Source organism: Bifidobacterium sp. POST2/T3 (B1), assembly GCF_058197115.1.
In genome coordinates this window covers 1-26,962 of record NZ_JBVPQK010000007.1, presented here as the reverse complement: position 1 = coordinate 26,962, position 26,962 = coordinate 1, and the positions used below count along the sequence as shown (strand labels likewise).

Sequence of the window (26,962 nt, the reverse complement as noted above, 5' to 3'; positions counted from 1 at the left end):
GCTTTGCGGCTGGCTCTGCTGCAGGTGGTCAAGGATCGTCGCGATCTGGAGCCCATCGTCATTCTGGATGATGTCTTCGCTCAGTTGGATCGGGGCCGTAGGGATCAGATTCTGGATTTTGCCCGTCAGCAGGGCCAGGTGCTGATCACCGTGGCCGCCGACAGCGATATTCCCTCCTTGCAGGGTGCCAGGCTGGTGGATGTGTCCCGGCTGAGGCCTGTGCAGCCATCCGATCCGGCTGCTCAGGATCCGGCCATTGCCAGTGCCATGCAGGACCTGCGTCGAACCAGAGGGGCGGCTCATGAGGACTCGGATATGCCGGATAGGCCGGAGGGGAACGACCTGTCATGAAGGCGCCCATGGTTGAGACACTGCACCTGGATCAGCGTCGGCTGCCGGCCCTGGTCTTCGAGGGTTGCACCCGACGGGCCGCCACTCGTCGGCAGCGGGAGGACAACTCCCGTAAGGCCTGGTATGCATTCGGCAAGCCGGGCCGTGACCCAGCCAAACTGGGAGGTGTGGTGACCAGCCTTGCTGCGGGGAGCGGGTGGACCAGTCATCTGAAGGTGGCCCGGCTGCGCAACCAGTGGGACGGTGTAGTGGGACCCGGCATCGCCGCCCATTCGCGAGTGGTCTCCTACCAGGAGGGCGTGCTGATCATCCAGGCGCAGACCACGGTCTGGGCCACCCAGTTGACCTACTTGGTCCCCCAGATCAAGGCGACCATTGTCAAGCGGCTGGGCATGCCGGTCAAACAGATCCGGGTGACCGGCCCCCACAACTACAGCTTCCGCCGATCGCGGTTCGATCCGCCCGGCCGAGGTGTGCGTGACACCTACGGGTGAACCCATAATCTGCGAATACCGTCTTCCCAGCTTTCTGTAAGCCTAAAGTCCCATAGCGCTGGTAATCTATGGGTTATAGGGTCAAACGCTTCCAAGGCCCCTTTATGTACGATTTGGAACCTGGTGACCATGACTCGATCCCCCGCTCGACCACGAACGGAAGCTGCTTTGTCGTCAGTGGTCGACGATGGGGGTGCAGAAAGGACTATCTGTGGCAGATCTCAACACTGACCCGTCCCAGACCCCCCAAGAGGGTCGGGAGCATGAGGAGGGCAAGCCTCAGGATGATGGCATGACGGGCCAGGATCAGCTGGACGACGCGCAGCTGGATGACTCGCTCTCCCCCGAGCATTATGACGCCAGCGATCTGAAGGTGCTGGAGGGGCTGGAGGCGGTCCGCGTCCGTCCGGGCATGTACATCGGTTCGACGGGCCCCAGGGGCCTGCATCATCTGGTCTACGAGATCGTCGACAACTCGGTCGACGAGGCTCTGGCTGGGTACGCTGACCATATTGAAGTCACCATCCTGCCCGACAACGGCATCCGTGTGGATGACAACGGCCGTGGCATCCCTGTAGACGAGGTGCCAGGCGAGGGCAAGAGCGGCGTCGAGGTGGTCATGACCAAGCTGCATGCCGGCGGCAAGTTCGGAGGCGGCGGCTACGCGGTCTCGGGCGGCCTGCACGGCGTGGGCATCTCCGTGGTGAACGCCCTGTCCACCCGAATCGACGTCCAGGTGCGCCGACAGGGCTACCACTGGCATCAGAACTTCCGCAACCAGAAGCCCACCGCTCCCCTGTCCAAGGACCAAGCCATGGGGCCGGATGAGAGCACCGGGACCTCGGTGACCTTCTGGGCCGATCCCAAAATCTTCGAGACCACGGTCTATGACTTCGAGACCCTGCGCAGCCGTTTCCAGCAGATGGCTTTCCTCAACAAGGGCTTGCGGATCACTCTGACCGACCTGCGCCCCAATGACCAGGCCGGCGACGAGGTGGCGGGCGAGGAGCAGACCCCGGAGCAGAAGGGTCAGTCCGTCAGCTACCAGTACGCCAACGGCATCAAGGACTATGTGGACTACCTGGTCAAGGTCAGGAAGGCCACGCCTGTGGAGGCCGAGGTCATCGATTTCGAGGCCGAGGATCTGAAGTTGGGCATTTCCGCTGAAGTGGCCATGCAGTGGACCACCGCCTACTCTGAGTCGGTTCACACCTTCGCCAACACCATCGCGACCACCGAGGGCGGCACTCACGAGGAAGGGTTCCGCGCGGCTCTGACCAGTATGATCAACCGCTACGCTCGGGACAAGAACATCCTCAAGGACAAGGACGACAATCTCTCAGGCGACGACGTGCGCGAGGGGTTGACCGCCGTGGTCTCCGTCAAGCTGACCAACCCTCAGTTCGAGGGTCAGACCAAGACCAAGCTGGGCAACTCCGAGGCCAAGACCTTCGTCCAGCGGGTCATGACCGAAAGGCTGAGCGACTGGTTCGACGCCCACCCAGGCGAGGCCAAGGCCATCATTCAGAAGGCCATGGAGGCCTCCCGCGCCAGGATCGCGGCCAAGAAGGCCCGCGAAAACACCCGTCGCAAGTCCATCTTCGAGACGGCCGGCATGCCCGACAAGCTCAAGGACTGCCAGTCCAGCGACCCCGAAGAGTGTGAGCTGTTCATCGTGGAGGGCGACTCCGCAGGCGGCTCGGCCATCCAGGGGCGTAACCCCATGACCCAGGCCATTCTGCCCCTGCGTGGCAAGATCCTCAACACGGAGCGGGCCAGCCTGGACCGCATGATGAAGTCCGACACCATCGAATCCCTGATCACGGCCGTGGGCGGCGGATACGGCGAGGACTTCAACATCGACAAGGTGCGCTACCACAAGGTCATCATCATGGCTGACGCCGATGTGGACGGCGCCCACATCGCCACCCTGAACCTGACTCTCTTCTTCCGCTACATGCGGCCCATGATCGAGGCCGGCTACGTCTACGTGGCCATGCCACCGCTCTACCGGCTCAAGTGGACCAAGGGGCCCCACAGCTTCGTCTACACCGATGCCGAGCGCGACAGGGTCTTGGCCGAGGGCAAGGCCTCCGGCCGACAGCTGCCCAAGGGCGAAGGCATCCAGCGCTACAAGGGTCTGGGCGAGATGAGCTACCAGGAGCTCTGGGAGACCACCATGGATCCGGAACACCGCATCCTCAAGAAGATCCGCATCGATGACGCCGAACAGGCCGACGAGACCTTCACCATGCTCATGGGCGACGAGGTCGAACCCCGGCGTCTGTTCATCCAGCGCAACGCCCACGACGCCCGCTTCATCGACGCCTGAGATGCGGACGCCTTCCCCTTTCAACATTTGAGCTAAGGATCGATTTTGGCAGACAATAACAACAACGACAACAGCCCGGACCAGGACGGCCTCAACCTGCCTGACGGGTCTCGAGAGCCGCTCAGCCCCCAGGAGATGGACAACACCGATTACGGCCTCCTGAAGGGCGAGCGGATTCAGCCCATTGACCTCCAGCAGGAGATGCGGGAATCCTACCTGTCCTATGCCCTGTCAGTGATCGTGGAGCGGGCCTTGCCCGATGTCCGCGACGGCATGAAGCCAGTCCACCGCAGAGTCATCTACGCCATGTATGACGGCGGATACCGACCCGACCGCGGCTACAACAAGTGCTCGCGTGTTGTAGGCGACGTCATGGGCAAGTACCACCCCCACGGCGATGCGGCAATCTACGACACCATCGTGCGCCTGGCCCAGTCCTGGTCCATGCGCTACCCGTTGGTGGACGGCCAGGGCAACTTCGGCTCCCCCGGCGACGACCCGGCGGCCGCCATGAGGTACACCGAGTGCCGCATGGCCCCCCTGGCCATGGAGATGGTGCGCGACATCGACAAGGACACGGTCGACTTCATTCCCAACTACGACGGCAAGACCCAGGAACCCACGGTTCTGCCCTCCCGCTTCCCCAACCTGCTGGTCAACGGATCAGCCGGCATCGCCGTGGGCATGGCCACCAACATTCCTCCGCACAACCTGCGTGAGGTGTCCAAGGGTGTGCACTGGGCCCTGGAGCATCCCGAGGCCTCCAAGGAGGAGCTGCTCAACGCCCTGATCGCCATCATCAAGGGGCCTGACTTCCCCACCGGCGCCACTATTCTGGGGCACAAAGGCATCGAGCAGGCCTACCGGACCGGTCGCGGCCTGATTACCATGCGGGCCGTGGTCAACACCGAGGAAATTCGCGGAAGGATGTGCCTGGTGGTCACCGAGCTGCCCTACCAGGTCAACCCCGACCGCCTGGCCTCCTCCATCCGCGAGGCCGTGCGCGATGGCAAGATCCAGGGCATCGCCGACATGCGCGACGAGACCTCGGGCCGCACCGGCCAGCGCCTGGTTCTGGTGCTCAAACGCGATGCCGTGCCCAAGGTGGTCCTCAACAACCTTTACAAGCACACCCAGCTTCAGCAGACCTTCGGGGCCAACATGCTGGCCCTGGTGGATGGTGTCCCCAGGACTCTGAGCCTGGATGCCTTCATCCGCCACTGGGTGGACCACCAGCTGGACGTGGTTGAGCGTCGCACCCGCTATCTGAAGCGTGAGGCCGAGGATCGCGACCACATCCTGCAGGGGTATCTGAAGGCCTTGGATATGATCGACCAGGTCATCGCCCTGATTCGAGCCTCCAAGGACGTGGAGACGGCCCGCACCGGCCTGATGGAGCTGCTGGACGTGGACGAGGTCCAGGCCGATGCCATCCTGGCCATGCAGCTGCGCCGTCTGGCTGCCTTGGAACGGCAGAAGATCCTGGACGAGCACGAGGATCTCATGCGCAAGATCGCCGACTACAACGACATCCTGGCCCACCCCGAACGCCAGCGCACCATCGTGGGCGACGAGTTGGACGAGATCGTCGACAAGTACGGCGACGAGCGGCGTACCCGGATCGTTCCCTACTCGGGCGAGATGAACGTGGAGGACCTGATTGCCGATGAGCAGGTGGTGGTCACCGTCACCCATTCCGGTTTCGTCAAGCGGACCAAGGCTGACGAGTACCGTGCTCAGCACCGCGGCGGCAAGGGCATCCGCGGAGCCAGGCTGCGCGAGGACGATGTGGTGGACCACTTCTTCCTGACCAGCACCCATAACTGGCTGCTCTTCTTCACCAACAAAGGCCGGGTGTACCGGCTCAAGGCCTATGAGCTGCCCGAGGGCTCTCGTGACTCCAAGGGACAGCATGTGGCCAACCTGCTCCAGCTGGGCCAAGGTGAGCGGATCGAACAGGTCCTTTCCCTGCACGGCTATGACGATGCCGACTATCTGGTTCTGGCCACCCGGACAGGACGGGTCAAGAAGACCCGCCTGGCTGAGTATGATTCGCCTCGCCAGGGCGGTCTGATTGCCGTACGACTGATGGAGCTGGGTAGCGTCTCCGACGAGGAGGGACAGGAGGTGCCCCAAAGCGATGAATTGGTGGGTGCCGCTCTCTGCAATGCCGACGACGAAATCATCCTGGTCTCCCGCAAGGGCATGAGCGTGCGCTTCTCAGCCGACGACTCCACCCTGCGGCCTATGGGACGACAGACCGCTGGCGTCCAGGGCATGCGGTTCCGCCCAGGCGACGAACTGCTGAGCATGGACGTGATCGCCAAGGAGTCCGAGGATGACCTGCTGGTGGTCACTGATGAGGGCTTTGCCAAGCGAACCGCTCTGAGCGAGTACCGCCTGCAAGGCCGCAACGGCTATGGTGTCAAGGCCATCGCCATGGTGGAGGGCCGGGGATCCCTGGTCGGCGCCCTGGTGGTTAATGAGGACGACCAGATCATGGCCATCATGAAGTCCGGCAAGGTCATCCGCTCCGATGTGGCCGAGGTCAAGCGGACCGGTCGCAACACCCAGGGAGTTACCCTGGCCAAGCCCGACAAGGGTGATGAGATTCTCTCCATCGCCCGCAATGCTGAGCGTGACGACCAGGAAGAGGATGCCGGTCAGACCGATCTGGCTCCCGCCGCTCCCCTGGCAGCCAAGGATCAGCCCATCGCCACCACCGGAACCGGCGACGGCCAGAGCCTGACCCAGGAGGACTGAGTTGGTCCGCTACCAGTCTGACAAGACTGGTAGCCTCGTAAGAAGTCATGCAGGCCAAGCGGCGGTATGCGCGGGCCATTGAACGCAAGGATCAAGGAGTGCCGATGAGCCAGGATGATCAGAAGCAGGTCAAGGCCGGCAAGCAGGGTGCTGGTAAGCCCCAAAAGGGGAAGACCAAGGCTGATGAATCCGCAAAGGGCGAGTCTCGTCGATCATCAGCGGCCGCTCCCCCGGCTCCTGCAGCTAGCAGGACGGCATCGGGACGTTCCGCAAGAACCACAGCTTCGGTTGCCGGTCCGGTCAAAGTATCCTCATCCCGTCCTGCCCGGCCTGCGGCTTCGGCAGTGCGTCCTCGTGTGCCTCGGGCCCGGCGCATGCAGCTGTCTCTGACCCGGCTGGAACCCTGGTCGGTGGCCAAGGTCACCTTCCTGTTGGCTATCGCCGGGGGCATCATTCAAGTGGTGGCTGCTGCCCTGCTCTGGTTCCTGCTCAACGCCATGGGGCTCTTTGACAATCTGACTCAAGTCATTTCCAAGACAGGCCTGGACGCGGGCGGTTTCGATCTGGGCCAGGTGCTGAGTCTGGGGACGGTCCTGAGTTCGGTGACCATCTTCTCCATTTTCGAGATTGTCATAGTAGTGGTTCTGGTCACCATTTTCGCCTTCCTCTACAACCTGGTCAGCTCCCTCGTGGGCGGTATCCACGTGACCTTGGGCGACGACTGAGCTTCTCGTCGGCGCGGTCAATTGGTCGATAGGCCCGAGAGCGATTTAGACTGGATCTGTGCTCTCGACATACTTGGACTACTTCAGCGGCTCCTTTGGTATATCTCTGGTTTTTTGGCCATTGGCCTCGCTGATTCTGACCCTGCCCATTCTTGCCCTGATCTACAACCGCTACCACCGGCTCCGGCTGACAGCAGCCATGGCGGCTTATCTGACAGTCTTATACCTGCTGGCCTTGGTCTTCTTCACCCTCTGGCCCATGCCCGACGACCGTGCCGCCTTCTGTGCCACCCATCATCTGAGCCCCCAGCTCAACCCCCTGCAGTTCCTGACCGACCTGAACACAGGCGGGCGGATGGCCATGCTGCAGATTCTGCTCAATGTGGCTTTCTTCCTGCCCTTGGGCTTCATCATGGGGCGGGTCTTCCGCTGGCGCTTCATCCTGGCCCTGCCGGTTGCCCTCCTGGTCTCCCTATTCATTGAAACGGCCCAGCTGACCGGTGTTTTCGGCATCGTGGGCTGTGCCTACCGTCTCTTCGACGTGGACGATCTGATTTGGAACACTTCAGGCGCCGTAATCGGCTACCTGGTGGCCATGGCGGCCAACAAACTCGTTCCAACCCGTCAAGCTGACGCCGCTCAGCTTGTCACCAACCCCGGGTTCATACACCGTGCCGTCTCCATGGCTTTGGATCTGCTCCTGGCCACCATCCTGTCCATGTCTTTGGGGATGGGCGTAACCTATGCGGTCCATCGCTTGGGCACCTACCAGCTGGATGGCCACTACCGCTTTGGCGGGCTACTGATCGCACCATCAGCTTTGGACGTGTTTGGAACCGTAGTTGATCTGGCCATGCTGCTGATCTTCGAACTGCTCATCCCCCTACCCCGCCGGGGACGGACGCTGGGCGCCACATTCACCCACATGACCGTCGAGACCAAGCAGCGGCATGGTTGGTCCCGCTTCCTCTTCTATCTGTTCAGAACCGCGGTCATCCTGGCTGTCTTCGGCCCATGGACCGGCAATGTTCAGATTGCAACACGCATCCTGGCTCTGCTCCTGTTGGTTTTCTATCTGATCAAGCGCCAGATGCCCTATGACCTCTTGCCTGGGACAGCCTACCGAGAGGACTCAGGTGCTGAGGAATCCGCCGACGACCGGCGGGGGTGAATCCTGACCTCAGACAGGATGATGGCGGCGAAGATGATGGCGAAGCCCAACAGATGGGTGGCCGTCAGCTCCTCGTGCAGGACCAAGACCGAGACCAGCATGCCGAACAGGCTCTCCGAGCACAGGATCAGCGAACCCTGAGCGGCGGGGACCCTTGAAAAGGCGATGTTCTGGAAGTTCTGGGCCATGAGTGTCGAAATCAGTGTCAGATAAATCATGGAGCCTATGGTCGATGGCGTGAAGTCGGCAGCGCTGGGCAAGGGATCGAAGATCAGCGCGCAGACCAAAAAGAGGATGCCGCCGAAGAGCAGTTCCAGGTAGGTCAGCGTGGGGGCGTCGAACTCCTTGGTCAAAAAACCGGTGATTACCAGGTTGACTCCATAGAGCAGCGCGCCGGCCAGAGTCAGCAGGTCACCGGTACTCAAAGACAGCCCCTGTCCCCCGCCATGAGCCGGCAGTGAGATCAGAGCCACGCCCAGGATGCAGATAGCGGCCGCGACGAAGTGGCGCAGGGCCGGCCGTCGACGTGCCATGATCCAGACTAGGAAGGGCACAAAAATGCAGTAGGTGGCTGTCAGGAAGGAGTTGCGGCCCGGAGCGATGGTGGTCAGTCCCATCATCTGCAGACTGAAGGCCGCCCAGTAGCTGACCCCTAGAATCAGCCCCGGTACCAGAGTATGTATGGCCCCGGTTCGGCGTAGCCGTGGCAGCAAAAAGGGCGTCATGATGACGATGGCGCAGAGGATGCGAATACCCATCAGCCAGCGCACGGTCAGGGTCTCCATGGCAACCTTTTCGAAGGTGTATCCGGCTCCCCAGGCGGCCGCGGCCATCAGCAGCATCAGGCGGGCCAGCCAGGTGGAGGGTTTCCAGGACGAAGAGGGTGCGGAGGTAGACATGTTTCGACTCTAACCGTTCCCGTCCACAAGTGAGAATTGATTCGCAAGATATGTATACATCCGACTATTGAGTCCTATGCCGACTTGTTCCACCAAGGCGTCCTATACTGGAATGTGGCGTCTGGACTTAGCAGTTCCAGTGTCCAGTCTGTGCACATAGGCGTGCAGACCGACTGATTGCAAAAAAGAGAGGGTATTCCAAACTATGTTTGCTTTTCTCAAACCAGCCCCTCCTGCCAAGGTGAAGGTTCCCGAAAAGAAGATTCCTGCGACTTATCGTTCCTACCGCATACGGGTATTCTTCAGCATCTACCTAGGATATGCAGGGTACTACATCATCCGCTCCAACTTCTCTGTGGCCTCCCCCTACCTTAAGCGCAACTATGGCTTCACTACGGCGGACATCGGATTGATTACGCTCTGCCTGGCCGTCTCCTACGGCATCAGCAAGTTCGTCATGGGCATGCTCTCTGACAAATCCAACCCTCGCTACTATATCGCCACCGGACTGGTCCTGTCTGCCCTGCTCAACCTGATTTTTGGGGCCACGGCGAGCAAGGGGGTCATGATGGTGCTCATGGTCCTGCTGGGTATTTTCCAGGGCATGGGGGCACCTGCCGCGCACAAGTCGCTGTCCAACTGGTGGGCTGAGAAAGAGCGCGGTTCCTTCGTGTCCATGTGGAACACTTCCCACAATCTGGGCTCGGGTACTGTGGCGCCTATTGTGGGCGTAGCCCTGGCCGCCTTCGGACCTCACATGTGGAAGAGCATCTTCTTCGTCCCCTCGATCATCTCGCTGATCATGGCCCTGCTGGTTGTGCTGCTGGGAGCCGATACCCCCGAGTCTGTAGGTCTGCCGCCCATCCAGGAGTACAAGGCCGAGGAATATGAGGGCGAGAACATTGATGCCGCCAAACTGCAGACCCATTCCGACCTGTCCATTGTGCAGATTTTCCTGCGGTATGTGGCCTCCAACCCCTACATTTGGGTCCTGGCCTTGTCCAATGCCTTCGTCTACATTCTGCGCTACGGCGTGCTCAACTGGATCCCCATCTACCTGAACGAAGCCAAGGGATTCTCTCTTGCCCAGGCGCGCTCCAGCTTCGCGCTCTTCGAGTATGCGGCCATCCCGGGGACCATCCTGATCGGCTGGATGAGTGACCACTTCTTCCACGGCAAGCGTGCCGGCATGGCGGCGGGCTTAATGGCCCTGCTGGGGGTCGTCTTCCTGGGTTACTGGGCGTCCAGCGACCTTTGGGCCATTGACTTGGAGATAGCCCTGATGGGCATCTTCGTCTACGGGCCACAGATGCTGATCGCCGCACTGACCATTGATCTGGCGCCACGCTTTGCCATTGGCAGTACCACCGGATTCGTAGGCCTGTTCGGCTATATATTCGGAGAAGCCACTGCCTCCTATGGAATCGGCTCGCTTGTGGGCAAGTCCGGCTGGAACGTGGGCTTTGGCATCATTGCCGTATCCGCTCTGCTGGGCATCATCTGCTTCCTGATTCTGACCCGAGCCGAGCGTTACAAGACCGCACGAGTGGTTGAGACTCACTGAGCCCGAGTTCGGCTTCGGGCAAGCGGAGTCTGCCATGCGGACATCTCCGATATCATGGAAGAACGGTGATAACGGCGGCCATGGGTCCTTGGTCGACGGGGTAAGGAGTGTGCGCCAGGATGATCAGAATCGCAGTGGTGGATGACGATTCCATCAGCTGTCGAACCATGGTCAATTACCTGAGTCGCTACCGCAAGGAACGTCATGAAGAGCTGACGGTCAGCGTCTTTACCGATGGCAAGGCCTTTGCAGACGGTTATCGACCCGTGTATGACATCCTTCTTCTGGACATTCAGATGACCCCCATGGACGGGATTGAGGTGGCCCGCAGGGTGCGCGCCCGAGACGAGTCTGTGGTCATCGTCTTCATCACTTCCGCCCCCCAATACGCCATCAACGGCTATGAGGTGGGCGCACTCTCCTACCTGCTCAAGCCCCTGCCCTGGTTCGCCTTCTCCCAGGAGCTGGACCGGTCCATCGCCCAGGTGCGCGGCCGCGTGGACCTGTCCATCCTGATTACCGAGGGAGCACGATCCACCCGGATTCCCCTCAATGACATTGTTTTCATTGAATCCGTCCGCCACAGCAGCGTCATCCATACCTTGGGCTCCTCGCTGACCACGAACAGCACCCTGAAGAGTCTGGAGGGCCAGCTGGACCAGCGGGGATTCTTCCGCTCCAACTCCTGCTACCTGGTCAACCTGGCCCACGTGACGGGCATGGAGGACCAGGACTGCATCATGTCCACCGGTCAGCGGCTGCGGGTCAGCAGACCCCGTAAGAAGTCCTTCATGACGGCTCTAACCGCCTACGTGGCAGGTCGGCCATGACCACCACCCACATCCTCAATGCCCTGCCCGACATCCCCCGACTCTATACGGCCATCAGCGAGTGGCTGGGTTGCCTGGTCTATCTGTTGGCCATCGGAGTGAGGACATCACGCCTAAGAATGGTAGCTGTGCTTCTGCCCGGTCTGGCCGTGCTCATCGGGGTCCAGTACTGGGCCGGCACCCTGCCTATCGCCTTCTGGGTCATCAGCATGTGTCTGGCTGTGGCCTGCATGTACGCCATCATCATGCTGGCTTCAGGGTTGGGTGTGCTGGATGGGGCCTATCTGCTGGCCCGTGCCTTCGTTCTTGCTGAGCTGGTCGCCTCTCTGCACTGGCAGCTGGATTCCTTCATGCGGCCTGCCGGCCACGGCCTGTATGACCCGGCCTCCCTGATCCTGCTGGTGCTGATCTACGGTGGCGTAGGGCTGCTGGCCTGGGTGGCGGAGAGGCGCAACTTCGCCGATGCCCAGCCTTCGGTGCCAGGACGCAGCGTCTTCATCGCCGCAGTCATTGCGGTGGTTACCTTCGCCATGTCCAACCTGAGCTTCGTCTCTACCAACACCCCCTTCTCGGGTCGGGTCGGTCTGGAGATCTTCTATATCCGCACCCTGGTGGACCTGTGTGGGTTCGCCATGCTCTACGCCCAGCAGGAACAGCTGCGGGAGAGTCATACCAGCGCCGAGCTGGCCTCCATCAATGCCCGGGAATACAGCCAGCACCGGGAGTATATACGATCCAAGGAAAATCTGGAGGCCATGGGTAGGCTTGCCCATGACCTCAAGCATCAGATTGCGGCCCTGCGCTCGCAGATGGACCCTGAGCGCAAGTCCCAAGACTTCGAGGAGCTGGAGGCTGCGGTCGGACGGTACGGGTCACAGCAGCACACCGGCAATCCCATCCTTGACGTGGTTATGTCGACCAAGGAGCGCATATGCTCGGAAGAAGGGATCACCCTTACCATGGTGGCCGACGGCTCGCTCTTGGAGGGGATGGCGCCCATGGATGTTTCCACCCTCTTCGGCAACGCCTTGGACAATGCCATTGAGGCCTTGAGGAAGGTCAAGGAACCCGACCGCCGTCTAATCAAGGTGGCCCTGTACGCCCGGGGACAATTCGTGGTGATTCGCATTGAAAATTATTTCGCCTCGCCTCTGAATTGGAAAGGCAATGGCGAATTGGCCACCACCAAGACCAGGACCGACGGTGGCCTGCATGGATACGGGGTCAAGTCCATCCGGCACATAGCCCATCGCTACCAGGGCGAGATAACCCTACGTACCGAGCATCACTGGTTCAGCCTCTGTGTGCTCCTGCCGAGGGAGGGCGATCAGTTGAAGCCCATGGCGGCATCGGCGACCTTATAGCCCAGACGGATGGCCAGGCGGCCCGGCCGGCCCGGCATGTTGATTATCCGACAGAGCAGGGTGGAGCGCACGTCGGAGGCGATGACGGGGGAGCGGTGCTCCAGCCTTCGCCAGAGCATGTCCTTGTTCCGGTAGTTGCTGGGTTTGCGAGAGAGGATCAGGAAGACCGAGGTCACTACGCAGTTGATGGACAAATAGTGGATCATATAACGATAGAGTCCACGGGGAACCGTCCCCGGATCAGGCGTGGAGTCGGCCATGAGCCCGTTGACCAGCAACAGTTGTGAGACCCGGGCGATCATGATTGAGGTCTGTACTGACTGGCCCTGACGGCCGGTGTGGTAACGGTAGAAATTCGTGTCCAAGTAGAGTAGGGTGTGCACCCATGGCAGGGGCTGATAAGAGTAAATGAAGTCCACGTAATAAGTGTGCTCGGGCAGGCGGGTGCGGGCCTGGCGGAGCACCTCGGTGCGCAGGATCAGGGCGTGCATAATCATGTACTGGGCCAATCCGAACCGCCGCAAATGGTTCCAGTCCAGCACCTGCCCCGGGTCCATGACACTGCGAAAGTTGATGACCCGCTTATGTCTACGGCCTTCCTTTTCGTAGACGTAGTTGGTGACTACCATGTCCACCGGATTCGTCCGTCGCGACTGGTCGCGCAGCTGGTCCAGGACCAGGCCCAGGGAGGTCGGGTCCACCCAGTCATCGGCGTCGACCACCTTGACATAGCGGCCCCGGGCGGCTGCCAGACCTGTGTTGACTGCGCCGCCGTGGCCCTTGTTAGTCTGGCGGATCAGGCGGACAGTGTGCGGGTGGCGTGCTTGGTATGACTGCACCACCTGCGCTGTGGTATCGGTGGATCCGTCATCGACCACGATGATCTCCAGGTCGTCACTCTCCCGGCTCAGGAGGGAGTCAAGGCAGGTCGGCAGATGCTGGGCCATGTTATAGGCGGGGACGATGAAGGTGAGAACGGGCGGGCTTGTGGAGGCCGGTCGGTCAGATGTCATGAACAATCACTTCGCAAAAGAATGGGTCGGCGGGCATGTCGGCGGGGTTGCCGTAATCCCGTCGGCGGCCGTTGTATTCGACCACTGTACATGATGGGTTTGAGGAAAAGGCCCCGCCCGTCTGGCTGCCGATGCATGCCGGTTCATTGACAGCCAGAGGAGTGGGGCTGGAATTTTACTGGGCGCTCGCTTTCGATTCGGTGGGCTCCTGACGGAAGATGACCTTGAAGATGGGGAAGAAGACCCAGAAGGAGATGGCCGAGTTGATGATCATGGTGACCAGATCAGCAACGGTGGTCCCCAGGCTGCCCCAGTTCAGGGTGTGCTGGAAGAAGCCGTAGATGGGGTCCTTGTACCAACCCTGCAGCGCCGCCGCGATGATGGTGATAATCACGTAGGCCACCAGGTACCAGAAGGCCGCCTTCCAGACCGAGGAGTTGGACTTGAAGGTGATGTTGCGCTGGAGGAAGAAGTTGATGACCTGGGCGATCAGCAGGGTGATCTCCACAGCAAGGAAGTAGGCCAGGCCACCCCCGCCGCCGTGGCCGATAGATCCGGCCGCGTAGTCGAACAGGTAGTAGGGCTTGCCGCCGACTGTCCCCATGCGCCAGATCTGGAAGTTGGTGCCCACCAGGGAGGTGCCGTTGAAGATGGCCTTGAGCACAGGCATGAGCACCAGCTGCAGTACGGTGACCCCGTTGGACAGGATGAAGAAGACGATGAACTGGGCAAGGGTGGTGTGCCGGTCGCTGAACCGCCGCCACCAGCGGACAATCGCCCACTGCGAGGCCGTTGTCGCCTTCTCCTGGGCCGGCTGTTCGGCCTGCTGGCTGTGCTGATCACTCATGATTGAGCTCCTTTCCGGTCCTGCGGTTGGCTGACATGTTCCTGAAGAATCCGGCGATGAATCCGCCCAGCCCCCGCCATAGGTGGCCGTTGGGGATGCGGACGATGGCCTCGACCATGGCCGTGTCAATCAGCCCGTTGGTCATCTTGGCCATGGCCCTGGGAGGCATGTTGAGCAGGAAGAGGGTGTTCAAATCGGGATTGCCGGTCTTGGCTTCGTGGCGACTCTCGCTCTTGGCCAGGAAGTTGGCCACGAACCTGGCCAGGGCGCTTCTTGAGTCCTTCCAGGATGAGAGCGGATCGTTGACGCCGAAGGTGCTGACGGCGCCCTGTCGGACCACCGGGTGACCGAAGAGGGCCGTTACGGCGGCATCATCGACTTCTTTGACTTGACCGGTCAGGTAGGCGCCCAGGGCAGGGTCGGGATTCTGCGGGTCGACGGTGCCCTGGACCGTCAGATGCCCGCTCAGCTTCATGTGGCGGGCATCGGAGCCAATCATGATGGTCCAGTCGCCGGACTCCACCTGCCAGGAGTTGCTAGCCGTATCGAAGTGTCGGAAGGTCATCTGGTCGAAGTCGATGCGGACCTGGGTTGATTGGCCGGCCTCCAGGCTGACCTTCTTAAAGCTTTTCAGTTCGCGAACCGGCCTGAGAACGCCACCCTTGGGCGCCTGGACGTAGAGCTGGGCAACGGTAGCTCCTTGCCTGTCCGAATCGTTGGTCAGGGTGAAGGTGACTCCCTTGTCGTCCACGGACAGATCGGCGTAGGCGAAGTGTGCGTAAGACAGGCCGTAGCCGAAGGGGAAGCGTTCCTCCACGTCGGCGGTCAGGTAGTAGCGATAGCCGACGAAGGGACCCTCTCGGTAGATGGATTCGTGCGCGGGGTCGGGGTACCAGTCGGCGCTGGGGCAGTCGGCATAGGACTTGGGCCAGGTTTCCGCCAGGTGGCCGGATGGGTTAACCCGGCCGGTCAGGATGTTCAGGGTGGCTGAGGCTCCAGCCTGCCCGGACAGCCCTATATAGAGAACGGCATCGCACTGGTCAATCCAGTCGGTGGTGACGGGGGAGCCCGCCACCAGGACGACCACCAGGGGCTTGTCCGTCGCACCAAGGGCTTTGATCAGATCGACCTGGTTGCTGGGAATGTCCATATGGGAGCGGTCCAGGCCCTCGGATTCGCTGCGTTCATCCAGGCCCACGCAGGCGACAACCACGTCAGCCTGGCCAGCGGCAGCTACGGCCTGGTCGATTAAAGACTGGTTCTTCTCACCATGGCGTTCGTAGCCCTGGCTGTAGGAGGCCAGCTCAAGGCCGTCGCCGTTGCCCTGTCTGAGCAGGCTCAGCATGCTTTCCTGCTTGGCTGCGTTGACCTTTGAGGACCCAGATCCCTGGAACCTTGGGGTCTCGGCCATATCCCCGACCAGGGCGACCCGAGTGCCGGCGGCCAGTGGCAGGCATCCTTCCCGGTTGACTAGAAGGACGGAGGATCCTTCGGCGATGCTCCGTGCCACCTGATGGTGGTCCCGTATCTGATCCGCGGTCAGGTTCCCATCAGGGTCCATGTCAGAGTGGTAGGTCAGCTTGGCCAGTCGCGCCACCTCTTCGGACCGGGCGTTCAGGTCGGCTTCGTTCAGGCGACCCTCCTGTACGGCCTTGGCAACCTGTCGTACGGAGTCATATCCGGCCTGGGGCATCTCCAGTGAGGAGCCATTGGCGGCTGCGGCGACCGCACTGTTGGAGCCGCCCCAATCCGAGACCACCATCCCGTGGAAGCCCCACTCCTTGCGCAGGATGTCCTTGAGCAGGTGGGGGTTCTCATTGGCATAGGTGCCGTTAACCATGTTATATGAGGTCATGATGGCCCAGGGATGGGCCTGGCGCACGGCGATCTCGAATCCGGTCAGGTAGAGTTCGCGCATGGTACGCTCGTCCACCACGGAATCGGATGCCTGGCGGCGCAGCTCCTGGCTGTTCATGGCGAAGTGCTTGGGGGTGGCGGCCACGCCCTGGGACTGGATGCCTTCAATCAGGCCTGCAGCCATGCGACCTGCCACCTGGGGGTCTTCGGAATAGTATTCAAAGTTCCTGCCGCACAGGGGGTTGCGCTTGATGTTCATGCCCGGGCCCAGGACCATGTTGACGCCCAGGCTTCTGGCCTCGCTACCCAGCGCCTGGCCCATGGTCTTGGCCAGCTCCGGGTCCCATGAGCAGGCCACGGTGCCGGCTGTGGGGAAGCAGGTGGCGGGCTTGGATTTGCCCATGCCTAGGTTGTCCCCTGATCCGGTCTGGCGGCGCAGGCCATGCGGCCCGTCGCTCAGGACCATGCTCGGGATACCCGCCCTCTTCAAGGCACGGGTTGCCCAGGTGGATTTTCCGGAGAGCAGCGATGCCCGTTCCAGAACTGTCAAATCCTTGACTTCCATAGTGTTCCCTCTCTATGACGGGGGTTGATCCTGCGGCGGGAACCCTCGTTGCTTCCACGATTGGCCTCGGATTGGTACTGAATTTCATTATTCCCCGACTGCCGAGGCCTGCTCGAGCGGGTTGCATAACCTGTTGTTTTCCTGGCATGAATGCCGCCTGGATGTCAACGGGTGTGTCAATCCGCTCCCCAGCGGACGGTGCATAGGTCCGTCTGCCGAGGAGCAAATCAATAGAGATGGCGGATCAGGCCGTCGGCCCTTGGTCAGAGCTGTTTTCGGATGGCGTGGACTCCATGCTGGCCGGATCCTGAGCGCGGGTCTGCCGGGCGTCGTCTGCCAGATCGCTCAGGGTGCCCACGTTGACAGCGCTGCGCCGTGCCTTGAACCTTCTGAAGGCCAGGTACTCCAGGGCCAGGAAGATTAGGGCCAGCACAACCAGTGCCACATAGAGGGCAATCTGCCAGGCCGGGGTCTGCACCTTGGGGTCACCGTTGGCGTACTTGTATCCGTGCACGACTGTGTAGAGGATGTTATGGCTGGCCTGGCGCATGGCCTTGACCGAAGTGGCGCTCTTGTCCTTGACGTGGTTGGTCACGTCTGTGGTAGCCAGCATGGCATCGTTCCCGTTGCGGATCAGTTGATCGGCGTTCTGATAACCATAGACGCCGAAGTAGTCGGTCAGCACCATTCCGCGGAATCCCCATTCGCCGCGTAGCACATCCTTCATCAACGGTGCATAGGCTCCGGCATAGGTGGTTCCGATGTAGTTGAGTGAGCTCATTGCAGCCTGAGCGCCGCCTTTAACCACAGCCGTTTGGAAGGGCTTCAGGTAGATTTCACGAATGGTTTGTTCATTGATCCAGGTAGCTAGCATGTTGAGGCGGTTGGTCTCCTGCTCGTTTAGAGCGAAGTGCTTCATGAAGGAATAGACACCCTTGGATTTGGCTCCTGCGACCTCGTTGGAACCTAAGACAGCGTTGATTTGCGGGTCTTCTGAGAAATATTCGAAATTTCTGCCGGCAAAAGCGCTGCGATGGATGTTGAAAGCGGGTGCATACCAGCCGGAAACATCCATGTCATGGGCCATAGTGCCAATCATCTTGCCATATTCAGATGCCAGATCTGGATTCCAGGTACAGGCCATGGAAGTTGAAGATGGGAAGCCAAGAGAGCCGACCTTAGTGAAGTTGTTGTTCAGCGCAGCAGGTCCGTCGGCATCAGTTAGCTCGATCTTGCCGATGCCTTTGACTGGTTGTGTCCCATACCCGCTCATAGCGATCAGGTTATCCATGTCCTTGACGCTGAGCTGGTCCAACAGCTTTTCCCACATGGGGTCGTCATAGGACTTGTTGCGCAGCTGATAAAGCCTGATGCCATTGCGGGCTCCCATTGTGGGCATTGCGTCATCGGCCTTATCTAGCTTCTTGGGATGATAGTTGTCATTATTCAGGAACCTGGCCTTTGCTTGCTCAGGCATGTCTGTGCTCTTCGGCGCTGCTGTGGCTTCTACATAATTGGCAAAATGACCAGCGCGCGACAGGTAAATCACGTTGCCTTTCAAGTCGCCGAAATGATTAGTTGCCGCGACCTTATCGACTGAACGTGGATTACTCTGGTTGTAGATGACGGATTTATTGATTGTGATAGCGTCCGACATAATTGGCCGGTGGGAATCAGAACGTATCGAGATTTCGTAGTTCCCCTGATCAAGTACGTAGGCTCTCTCCTGGTTGGCATCATAAGAGGCCATATCCTCATCATTGAAGGAGATAGGAATGGTCTGACTCTCTCCAGGCTTTAGGACCTTGGTCTTTTTGAAAGAGATCAGGTTTGCGCTGGCTTTCTCGATGCCGCCATCGGTGTATGGCGGATCGAAGTAGACTTCGACTGCGTCACGGCCGCTCGTCGCACCTTCGTTGGTTACTGTCACATCGAAAGAGATTTTCCCATTGTCATGTTTGATGGGGCTCATATGCTGAGTGAAGCTTGTGTACGACAAGCCATATCCGAAGGGGTACTGGACCATCTGGTCGTAGTTGATCAGGCCCTCTTTGGCGGCTGTTTCCCAGAACCTGTACCCGACATAGATGCCCTCGTTGTAGTTGACGAAAGTGGGAGTAACGGTCTGCGGTTTGCCAGTGAACCCGGTGTAGGTAGCCTGGTGGTCATCCATGTTGGTATATGTGAATGAACCGAAATTATGATAAGTCGGTGTTGCGCTTAGATCACGCACGAAAGTGTCTGAAGTTCTTCCCGAAGGGTTGGTTGTGCCCTTGATTACTTCACCCAAAGCGGTGAATCCAGCTTGCCCTGGGGGTGGGCACCAGAGGACGGACTTGATCTGGGGATATTGACCCACAAAGTTCAGGTTGAACGCATTAGCGCCGTTGTAGACCAGAACGACTTTGTTAAAAGTGCCGGTAACCTTGGCGATCATGTCCTGCTCGGGTTTGGACAACTCCAAGAAGCTCTGACCATTTTTGAAATCTGGTGCAGATTTATCGTTGTCATGGTAAGTGATGCCCTTGGCTTTCATGTTGATCGGAAGATCGGCACCTTCCCCACCGACTCTGCCAATGACCACGATGGCAGTATCAGAGAAGTGCGCTGCATCGTCTATGAGCTTCTTGGTGTATTTTGTAGCGTCTGGTTCCGGCAGTGTCCAATCTTGGGCGAACATGCCTACGGTTGGTCGGTCGGCACGGTAGTGCCTGTAGAAGTCGGACAGTTCGGTGTTAGTCTTCAAGCCTGACTGATGAAGACCGTCAAGCAGGCTGGTGGTGGGATTATCAGCCGACATGGATCCTGAGCCTGTGCCGCCGTAGACGGGGTTGGTCGAGGCCCAGCCGAAGACGTTGACCTTCTGTTCTTCTAGAGGTAACGCATGATCGGTGTTCTGCAGCAGGGTGATTGACTCACGTTGGATATTCTTGGCCAAATTCCTGGCTGCGGTCACCGTCGCGGGCTGGAGCTCATGTTTGCTGGTGGACTTGGTGATCAGGTTGGATAAGGGTCCCAGAAGCATGGTCGCCAGAGCTACGACGACGGCCACAAAGGTTACCAGCCAGGACTGGGAGTGGATCATCTTCCGGTTGGCTACGTTTTTGACGGTGTGCTTGTTCACCGTGATTGTAATCAGCAGTGCCAGTATCAGAAAGACGCCCATGACCGTCAACTGCGGGATCAGCGACTTGAGTACGGCGACCACATCGCTCAGATTAATATTGAGCATGTTCGCTACTTTCCTCTATTCTCTGCCGAAGCTTCACCCGGTCTCGACTATGGACCGGTCACGAAGTAGACGGAGCATTTGAACTGTGATCCGTCTCCAGGGTGGGCGAGCGACCTTCAGCTGCATCGACACGCCTTTATGCCACGGTTTCAGTTAAACATTTATGACCTGTTTCTGTGGCTGCACATGCGCGAATTGCCGAATTTGCCGCATAACTTGAATCGATTTATGACCTGTATCGGCGTATGTGGTGAAGACCTTTCCTTGTTTGGTTCGGCTTGGCAGGGCACGTGTGAAGCAGTTTTCTTTTGCAGCGAACGACCAAACTGCCGGGACGGAGTCGTCCTGGACTGCGATGATGACGGACAACTCTTAAAGAAACGGGTTCTACCGCAATTGAATGTTCCCGGTTCTATACCTCTGGGGAGGGGGTGCCAGTGCGGTCATAAGGCAAGATATACAAGATATAAAGGTACAGATACAAATGCGGATAAAATAACTCTATGACTAGTCGTGCCGACATGGTTCCCAGCCGTTCTCGCCTATATAGGACGCAAATCAATGGCACGCGTTTGGTTTTCTCAATGAATCCAGCCCCTCGCCGTGCCCCTATTATCCTTTACCTCCATGGTGGTCCGGGCGATGCCTGCATTCCGCTGACCATGCGCTACAACGCGGCCTTGGAGCGTGATTTCCGCTTCATCAACCTGGATCAGCGAGGCAGCGGACTGTCCTACCATCCTTTCGCGCCTGACGAGGTGGTGACCATTGATTCGATGGTCGAAGATATTCACCAGTTCGTGCTAGAGCTTCTTCGAACCTACCGACAGGATTCCCTTATCCTCGTCGGCCATTCCTGGGGCAGCGTCCTAGGGCTGGAGATGGTGAAGCGGTATCCCTCTCTTATTCGCTGCTATATCGGCCTTGGACAGGTTGTCAGCATGCGCGCCGCTCTTCGGCTCAGACGGCATTGGGGGCAACAGAATTTGGGTCCCCGGCTCGGTTCGGTCGTCAGCAGGGAGAGCGGAGCTGCTGACATGGTGCTGATGATCAATGAGCTGCTGTCTCGTGGAGGGGCTGCCATGCTGTTCGAGTCCCTGGGGCGGATCATGACCTACCTGCGCTCGCCTTACTACAACTGGTCACGTCTGCTCAACCACACCAAGGGGGTGGCTCAATCTCGCGCTCGATTGGACGCAGAGCTGGAGCAGGTCGATTTCAGCGGGCAGACCTCCTTCGGGGCGCCGGTATATTTCATCAGTGGCAAGTATGACCGTCATCTGCCGGGCAGTCTGGTTGAGCGGTTTGCAGATGGGTTAAAGAGCCCGCATCGGTTTATCCGCTTTAACCGGTCCGGGCACTGCCCACAATGGGATGAGCCAGAACGCTTCGCGGCAACGGTTAAAGCCATCTGCCTGTAGCGCATGATTAATGAAGGAACAGCTACCTCACCATTCGGGCTCATCCGCATGGTGGAAATACATCCTGCAAGGTACTAAATCTACTAATATAAGTAATTGAAGATATTGGTTTGAGCCTCGCTGAAGAGTGTGCGGGGTTCCTGGATAGACGAAGGTCGATGAAACGGGGTCTATGTCGATGAAAATCGACACGCCGTAGAATCCCCGGAATCATTGGGATCCTCCGATATCTTTCTATGCCAATTTGCGGGACGACCTAAGTTCGTGTAAGTTTACTTCTTGCTGCCCGGCAGTGATGAGAACTCTTCGGAGGGCTTGGAACTGTTGGTGTGGTGGTGGTTTGAGAACTCAAGAGCGTGTTTGTGCTACTTATAGCTTTTTGATTGCCAGTCCGATGCCCGCCCGGCTGTTGTCGGGTACGTGGGAGCGTTGTGAGGGGTGTCGGGGTTTTTCGTGGGTTGGTTTCCTCCTTATGGAAGCTGGCCCGTCAATTATTGATGTGGGCTGTTTCGGCCTTCTTCATGGTTTTTTGTGGAGGGTTTGATTCTGGCTCAGGATGAACGCTGGCGGCGTGCTTAACACATGCAAGTCGAACGGGATCCGCCAAGCTTGCTTGGTGGTGAGAGTGGCGAACGGGTGAGTAATGCGTGACCAACCTGCCCCATGCTTCGGAATAGCTCCTGGAAACGGGTGGTAATGCCGGATGCTCCGCATCATCGCATGATGGTGTGGGAAAGGGTTTACCGGCATGGGATGGGGTCGCGTCCTATCAGCTTGTTGGCGGGGTGATGGCCTGCCAAGGCTTCGACGGGTAGCCGGCCTGAGAGGGCGACCGGCCACATTGGGACTGAGATACGGCCCAGACTCCTACGGGAGGCAGCAGTGGGGAATATTGCACAATGGGCGCAAGCCTGATGCAGCGACGCCGCGTGCGGGATGACGGCCTTCGGGTTGTAAACCGCTTTTGATTGGGAGCAAGCGAGAGTGAGTGTACCTTTCGAATAAGCACCGGCTAACTACGTGCCAGCAGCCGCGGTAATACGTAGGGTGCAAGCGTTATCCGGATTTATTGGGCGTAAAGAGCTCGTAGGCGGTTCGTCGCGTCTGGTGTGAAAGTCCATCGCTTAACGGTGGATCGGCGCCGGGTACGGGCGGACTGGAGTGCGGTAGGGGAGACTGGAATTCCCGGTGTAACGGTGGAATGTGTAGATATCGGGAAGAACACCGATGGCGAAGGCAGGTCTCTGGGCCGTCACTGACGCTGAGGAGCGAAAGCGTGGGGAGCGAACAGGATTAGATACCCTGGTAGTCCACGCCGTAAACGGTGGATGCTGGATGTGGGGCCCGTTCCACGGGTTCCGTGTCGGAGCTAACGCGTTAAGCATCCCGCCTGGGGAGTACGGCCGCAAGGCTAAAACTCAAAGAAATTGACGGGGGCCCGCACAAGCGGCGGAGCATGCGGATTAATTCGATGCAACGCGAAGAACCTTACCTGGGCTTGACATGTGCCGGACGGCCGCGGAGACGCGGCTTCCCTTCGGGGCCGGTTCACAGGTGGTGCATGGTCGTCGTCAGCTCGTGTCGTGAGATGTTGGGTCAAGTCCCGCAACGAGCGCAACCCTCGCCTCGTGTTGCCAGCGGGTCATGCCGGGAACTCACGGGGGACCGCCGGGGTTAACCCGGAGGAAGGTGGGGATGACGTCAGATCATCATGCCCCTTACGTCCAGGGCTTCACGCATGCTACAATGGCCGGTACAACGGGATGCGACATGGTGACATGGAGCGGATCCCTGAAAACCGGTCTCAGTTCGGATCGGAGCCTGCAACCCGGCTCCGTGAAGGCGGAGTCGCTAGTAATCGCGGATCAGCAACGCCGCGGTGAATGCGTTCCCGGGCCTTGTACACACCGCCCGTCAAGTCATGAAAGTGGGCAGCACCCGAAGCCGGTGGCCCAACCCGCAAGGGGGGGAGCCGTCTAAGGTGAGGTCCGCGATTGGGACTAAGTCGTAACAAGGTAGCCGTACCGGAAGGTGCGGCTGGATCACCTCCTTTCTACGGAGATTATGGAAATCCCCTGCGCGGTCTGCGTGGGGGTCGTGCCTGCGGGCCGGCCGGCTGGCCGGTTGGCGTGGGTGTGCTGGCGTGGAACGGTCTTGAGGCTGTGGCATGGATGCGCTGTTGGGTTCCCGGACCGCCACCCTTGTGGGTGGTGTTCCCGTCGCCCGTCGGGTCCTGCGTGGGGTTTTCCCTGTGGCGGGTGCCGGCGGCGCGCTGGTGGCTTGAGAACTGGATAGTGGACGCGAGCGGATGGCTGGCCTGGTGCCGGCTGTCTGCTGTATTGTTTCGTCCGGGCCCATGTGAGTGGGTTCGGGTCGATCGTTTTGTGATCGTTTAGTGTGATGATTTGTCGTCTGGCAGTTCGCAGTTGTTGTTGTCGTGGCATGGCCTGTGGTCGTGTTGTCGGCAAGGGCGCATGGTGGATGCCTTGGCAGACAGGACCGATGAAGGACGCGTGGGGCCGCGATAGGCCTCGGGGAGCCGCCGACAGGGCTTTGATCCGAGGGTGTCCGAATGGGGTAACCCGCCGGCCGTGATGGGCCGGCACCGCATTCGTGCGGGGGGTACGCAGGGAAGTGAAACATCTCAGTACCTGCAGGAAAGGATATTCCGTGAGTAGTGGCGAGCGAAAGCGGATGATGGCCAAACCGGTGCCGTGTGAGACCCGTCGGGGGTTGCGGCATGGGTGTTGTGGGACTTGGCGTCCGGGCTCCGACGGGCCCGGCGGCAGTGATAAAGCGGCGTGTGAGGCGAACGGGATTGAATTCCCGGCCGTAGAGGGTGATGGCCCCGTAGCCGAAGGCGCGCCGCCTGCCGGTTCTTGTTCCCAAGTAGCGCGGGACTCGTGGAATCCCGTGTGAATCGGCCCCGACCGTGGGGTAAGCCTGAATATTCCTGTCTGACCGATAGCGTACGAGTACCGTGAGGGAAAGGTGAAAAGCACCCCGGGAGGGGAGTGAAAGAGTTTCTGAAACCGTGTGCCTACAATCCGTCGGAGCCTTTCGGGGTGACGGCGTGCCTATCGAAAAATGAGTCTGCGAGTCAGTGGTGCGTGGCGAGGCTAACCCGTGTGGGGCAGCCGTAGCGAAAGCGAGTCCGATAAGGGCGTTTCCAGTCGCGTGTCCTGGACCCGAAGCGGGATGATCTAGCCCTGGGCAGGTTGAAGCGCGGGTAAGACCGCGTGGAGGACCGAACGGACCTGGGTTGAAAACCGGGCCGATGACCTGGGGCTAGGGGTGAAAGGCCAATCAAATTCCGTGATAGCTGGTTCTCTCCGAAATGCATTTCGGTGCAGCGTCGCGTGAGTGCCTCCATGGGGTAGAGCTACTGGATGCTTGAGGGCCCGTATCGGGTACCGACAGCAGCCAAACTCCGAATACGTGTGAGGTGTATCGCGGCAGTGAGTCGGCGGGGGATAAGCTCCGTCGTCGAGAGGGAGACAGCCCAGATCGTCGTCTAAGGTCCCTAAGCGCGTGCTAAGTGGGAAAGGATGTGGAGTCGCATAGACAGCCAGGAGGTTGGCTCAGAAGCAGCCATCCTTGAAAGAGTGCGTAACAGCTCACTGGTCTAGTGGTTCCGCGCCGATAATGTAGCGGGGCTCAAGCACGCCACCGAAGACGCGGCAGCGCAGTTTGCTGTGCTGGGTAGGAGAGCGTTCCGCGTGGGGTGAAGCGGCGGCGTGAGCCGGCCGTGGACCGCGTGGAAGTGAGAATGCAGACATGAGTAGCGAGAGGCGGGTGAGAATCCCGTCCGCTGGATGACCAAGGGTTCCGGGGCCACGTTCGTCGTCCCCGGGTGAGTCGGGTCCTAAGGCGAGGCCGACAGGCGTAGTCGAATGGATGAAGGAGTCGATATTCTCCTACCGGCGTCAAGCCGTCCAATCCAAGACGTGGAAGCGTGCCCTTACCTGTGTCGGGTGGCGGTCTTCGGACCGTCCGATGGCATGGGACCGGCGTGTGGATGCGTGGCGGGTAGCGCGGGAGTGACACGGAACGGGAGCCGGGCCGCGGTGGTGGTTGTCCGTGGTCAAGCATGCGGCGCGTCGGGCAGGCAAATCCGTCCGGCATGAGCGCGAGGTGTGATGATGGGGGGTCTTGTGCCCCGAATCCGGTGTGCCGTTCCGTCGAGAAAAGCTTCGGCGTGAGGAGTGGCGCCGCCCGTACCCCAAACCGACACTGGTGGTCAGGTAGAGTATACCAAAGCGATCGAGCGAATCCTGGTCAAGGAACTCGGCAAATCACTCCCGTGCCTTCGGTATAAGGGAGGCCCCTGCCGGTGAGGCGCTTCACGCGCGGAGCCGGCGGGGGCGGCACAGACCAGGGGGTAGCGACTGTTTACCAAAAACACAGGTGCATGCGAAGACGTAAGTCGCTGTATATGCACTGACGCCTGCCCGGTGCCGGAAGGTTAAGAGGATCCGTCATCCCTCTTCGGAGGGGGCAGCGGTGAATTCAAGCCCCGGTAAACGGCGGTGGTAACTATAACCATCCTAAGGTAGCGAAATTCCTTGTCGGGTAAGTTCCGACCTGCACGAATGGCGTAACGACTTCCCCACTGTCTCGACCAGGAGCTCGGCGAAATTGCAGTACGAGTAAAGATGCTCGTTAAGCGCAGAAGGACGAAAAGACCCCGGGACCTTTACTATACCTTGGTATTGGCGTTAGGTGCGGACTGTGTAGCATAGGCGGGAGGCTTCGAAGCGGGTGCGCCAGCATCCGTGGAGCCGGAATGTGAAATACCGCTCTGTCCTCATCTGGCCTCTAACCTCGGCCGGTCATCCCGGCCAGGGACAGTGCCTGGCGGGTAGTTTAACTGGGGCGGTTGCCTCCCAAAGAGTAACGGAGGCGCCCAAGGGTTCCCTCAGCCCGGTTGGCAATCGGGTGTTGAGTGCAATCGCACAAGGGAGCTTGACTGCGAGACCGACGGGTCGAGCAGGGACGAAAGTCGGAGATAGTGATCCGGTGCCGGCGTACGGACGCGGCATCGCTCAACGGATAAAAGGTACCCCGGGGATAACAGGCTGATCATCCCCAAGAGTCCATATCGACGGGATGGTTTGGCACCTCGATGTCGGCTCGTCGCATCCTGGGGCTGGAGCAGGTCCCAAGGGTTCGGCCGTTCGCCGATTAAAGCGGCACGCGAGCTGGGTTCAGAACGTCGTGAGACAGTTTGGTCTCTATCCTCTGCGCTCGTTGGAATCTTGAGGAGCCCTGCCCATAGTACGAGAGGACCTGGGTGGACGAACCTCTGGTATGCCGGTTGTCGCGCCAGCGGCACGGCCGGTTGGCTACGTTCGGATGGGATAACCGCTGAAAGCATCTAAGCGGGAAGCCCCCTCCAAGATAAGGATTCCATGAAGCCTTGCGGCTTCTGAAGACCCCATGCAGAACACATGGTCGATAGACCGGACGTGGACACCCCGCAAGGGGCGGAGCCGACCGGCACTAATGGTCGAAGACAACACAACACCCACCCC

General features: G+C 59.7%; 14 protein-coding genes, 2 rRNA genes and 1 pseudogene. 12 read left to right on the top strand and 5 right to left on the bottom strand.

The annotated features are described in order from the left end of the window. From AC0AP0_RS00940 to AC0AP0_RS00915, 6 genes and pseudogenes are all read left to right on the top strand, one after another. Nucleotides 1-351 (top strand): annotated as a pseudogene (locus AC0AP0_RS00940) (DNA replication/repair protein RecF); the annotation flags it as partial. Between the two features lie 8 nt (nucleotides 352-359). Continuing rightward, nucleotides 360-845 carry a DciA family protein gene (locus tag AC0AP0_RS00935; RefSeq protein WP_254477647.1) on the top strand — a complete coding sequence of 162 codons (486 nt, stop codon included), beginning with the start codon at nucleotides 360-362 and terminating at the stop codon, nucleotides 843-845. Nucleotides 846-1,137: 292 nt separating this feature from the next. Then, a complete protein-coding gene (gene gyrB / locus AC0AP0_RS00930) occupies nucleotides 1,138-3,177 on the top strand; it encodes a DNA topoisomerase (ATP-hydrolyzing) subunit B (RefSeq protein WP_445342854.1) in 2,040 nt (679 codons plus the stop codon). A gap of 135 nt (nucleotides 3,178-3,312) precedes the next feature. Further along, nucleotides 3,313-5,940 carry a DNA gyrase subunit A gene (gene gyrA / locus AC0AP0_RS00925; protein ID WP_438820772.1) on the top strand — a complete coding sequence of 876 codons (2,628 nt, stop codon included), beginning with the start codon at nucleotides 3,313-3,315 and terminating at the stop codon, nucleotides 5,938-5,940. A gap of 104 nt (nucleotides 5,941-6,044) precedes the next feature. Continuing rightward, complete coding sequence (locus AC0AP0_RS00920) at nucleotides 6,045-6,665, top strand: DUF3566 domain-containing protein (protein ID WP_490428922.1); 621 nt, start codon at nucleotides 6,045-6,047, stop codon at nucleotides 6,663-6,665. A 58-nt stretch (nucleotides 6,666-6,723) separates the two neighbouring features. Then, complete coding sequence (locus tag AC0AP0_RS00915; protein WP_490428920.1) at nucleotides 6,724-7,836, top strand: VanZ family protein; 1,113 nt, start codon at nucleotides 6,724-6,726, stop codon at nucleotides 7,834-7,836. On the opposite strand, the gene AC0AP0_RS00910 is transcribed toward AC0AP0_RS00915, so the two are convergent. Beyond that, nucleotides 7,785-8,735 carry a DMT family transporter gene (locus tag AC0AP0_RS00910; protein WP_445342117.1) on the bottom strand — a complete coding sequence of 317 codons (951 nt, stop codon included), beginning with the start codon at nucleotides 8,733-8,735 and terminating at the stop codon, nucleotides 7,785-7,787. The two genes, AC0AP0_RS00915 and AC0AP0_RS00910, sit on opposite strands and share 52 nt — an antisense overlap. A gap of 205 nt (nucleotides 8,736-8,940) precedes the next feature. On the opposite strand from AC0AP0_RS00910, the gene AC0AP0_RS00905 reads away from it, so the two are divergent. The 3 genes from AC0AP0_RS00905 to AC0AP0_RS00895 all read left to right on the top strand — a co-directional run bounded on the left by AC0AP0_RS00905 (nucleotide 8,941) and on the right by AC0AP0_RS00895 (nucleotide 12,493). Beyond that, nucleotides 8,941-10,299 (top strand): MFS transporter, encoded by a 1,359-nt coding sequence (locus tag AC0AP0_RS00905; protein WP_490428918.1) that lies wholly within the window; start codon nucleotides 8,941-8,943, stop codon nucleotides 10,297-10,299. A gap of 119 nt (nucleotides 10,300-10,418) precedes the next feature. Then, nucleotides 10,419-11,129 carry a LytR/AlgR family response regulator transcription factor gene (locus AC0AP0_RS00900; RefSeq protein WP_490428916.1) on the top strand — a complete coding sequence of 237 codons (711 nt, stop codon included), beginning with the start codon at nucleotides 10,419-10,421 and terminating at the stop codon, nucleotides 11,127-11,129. Beyond that, nucleotides 11,126-12,493 carry a GHKL domain-containing protein gene (locus AC0AP0_RS00895; RefSeq protein ID WP_490428915.1) on the top strand — a complete coding sequence of 456 codons (1,368 nt, stop codon included), beginning with the start codon at nucleotides 11,126-11,128 and terminating at the stop codon, nucleotides 12,491-12,493. The genes AC0AP0_RS00900 and AC0AP0_RS00895 overlap by 4 nt, the downstream gene beginning before the upstream one ends. On the opposite strand, the gene AC0AP0_RS00890 is transcribed toward AC0AP0_RS00895, so the two are convergent. From AC0AP0_RS00890 to AC0AP0_RS00875, 4 genes are all read right to left on the bottom strand, one after another. Continuing rightward, on the bottom strand, nucleotides 12,457-13,506 hold the full coding sequence (locus AC0AP0_RS00890; RefSeq protein WP_490428914.1) for a glycosyltransferase family 2 protein: 1,050 nt from the start codon (nucleotides 13,504-13,506) through the stop codon (nucleotides 12,457-12,459). The genes AC0AP0_RS00895 and AC0AP0_RS00890 overlap by 37 nt on opposite strands. A gap of 175 nt (nucleotides 13,507-13,681) precedes the next feature. Further along, nucleotides 13,682-14,353 (bottom strand): hypothetical protein, encoded by a 672-nt coding sequence (locus tag AC0AP0_RS00885; protein WP_490428913.1) that lies wholly within the window; start codon nucleotides 14,351-14,353, stop codon nucleotides 13,682-13,684. Then, nucleotides 14,346-16,775: a glycoside hydrolase family 3 C-terminal domain-containing protein gene (locus tag AC0AP0_RS00880; RefSeq protein ID WP_490428912.1), complete on the bottom strand. Its 2,430-nt coding sequence runs from the start codon at nucleotides 16,773-16,775 to the stop codon at nucleotides 14,346-14,348. The genes AC0AP0_RS00885 and AC0AP0_RS00880 overlap by 8 nt, the downstream gene beginning before the upstream one ends. Before the next feature lie 244 nt (nucleotides 16,776-17,019). After that, complete coding sequence (locus AC0AP0_RS00875; protein WP_490428910.1) at nucleotides 17,020-20,007, bottom strand: glycoside hydrolase family 3 protein; 2,988 nt, start codon at nucleotides 20,005-20,007, stop codon at nucleotides 17,020-17,022. A 584-nt stretch (nucleotides 20,008-20,591) separates the two neighbouring features. Between AC0AP0_RS00875 and AC0AP0_RS00870 the strand changes: the two genes are divergently transcribed. The 3 genes from AC0AP0_RS00870 to AC0AP0_RS00860 all read left to right on the top strand — a co-directional run bounded on the left by AC0AP0_RS00870 (nucleotide 20,592) and on the right by AC0AP0_RS00860 (nucleotide 26,953). Then, nucleotides 20,592-21,428 (top strand): alpha/beta fold hydrolase, encoded by an 837-nt coding sequence (locus tag AC0AP0_RS00870; protein WP_490428908.1) that lies wholly within the window; start codon nucleotides 20,592-20,594, stop codon nucleotides 21,426-21,428. 528 nt (nucleotides 21,429-21,956) lie between these two features. Further along, nucleotides 21,957-23,481 (top strand): 16S ribosomal RNA (locus AC0AP0_RS00865). Between the two features lie 401 nt (nucleotides 23,482-23,882). Next, nucleotides 23,883-26,953, top strand: a 23S ribosomal RNA gene (locus tag AC0AP0_RS00860). Together the 16S and 23S rRNA genes form the textbook arrangement of a ribosomal RNA operon. The last annotated feature ends 9 nt before the right edge of the window (nucleotides 26,954-26,962 follow it).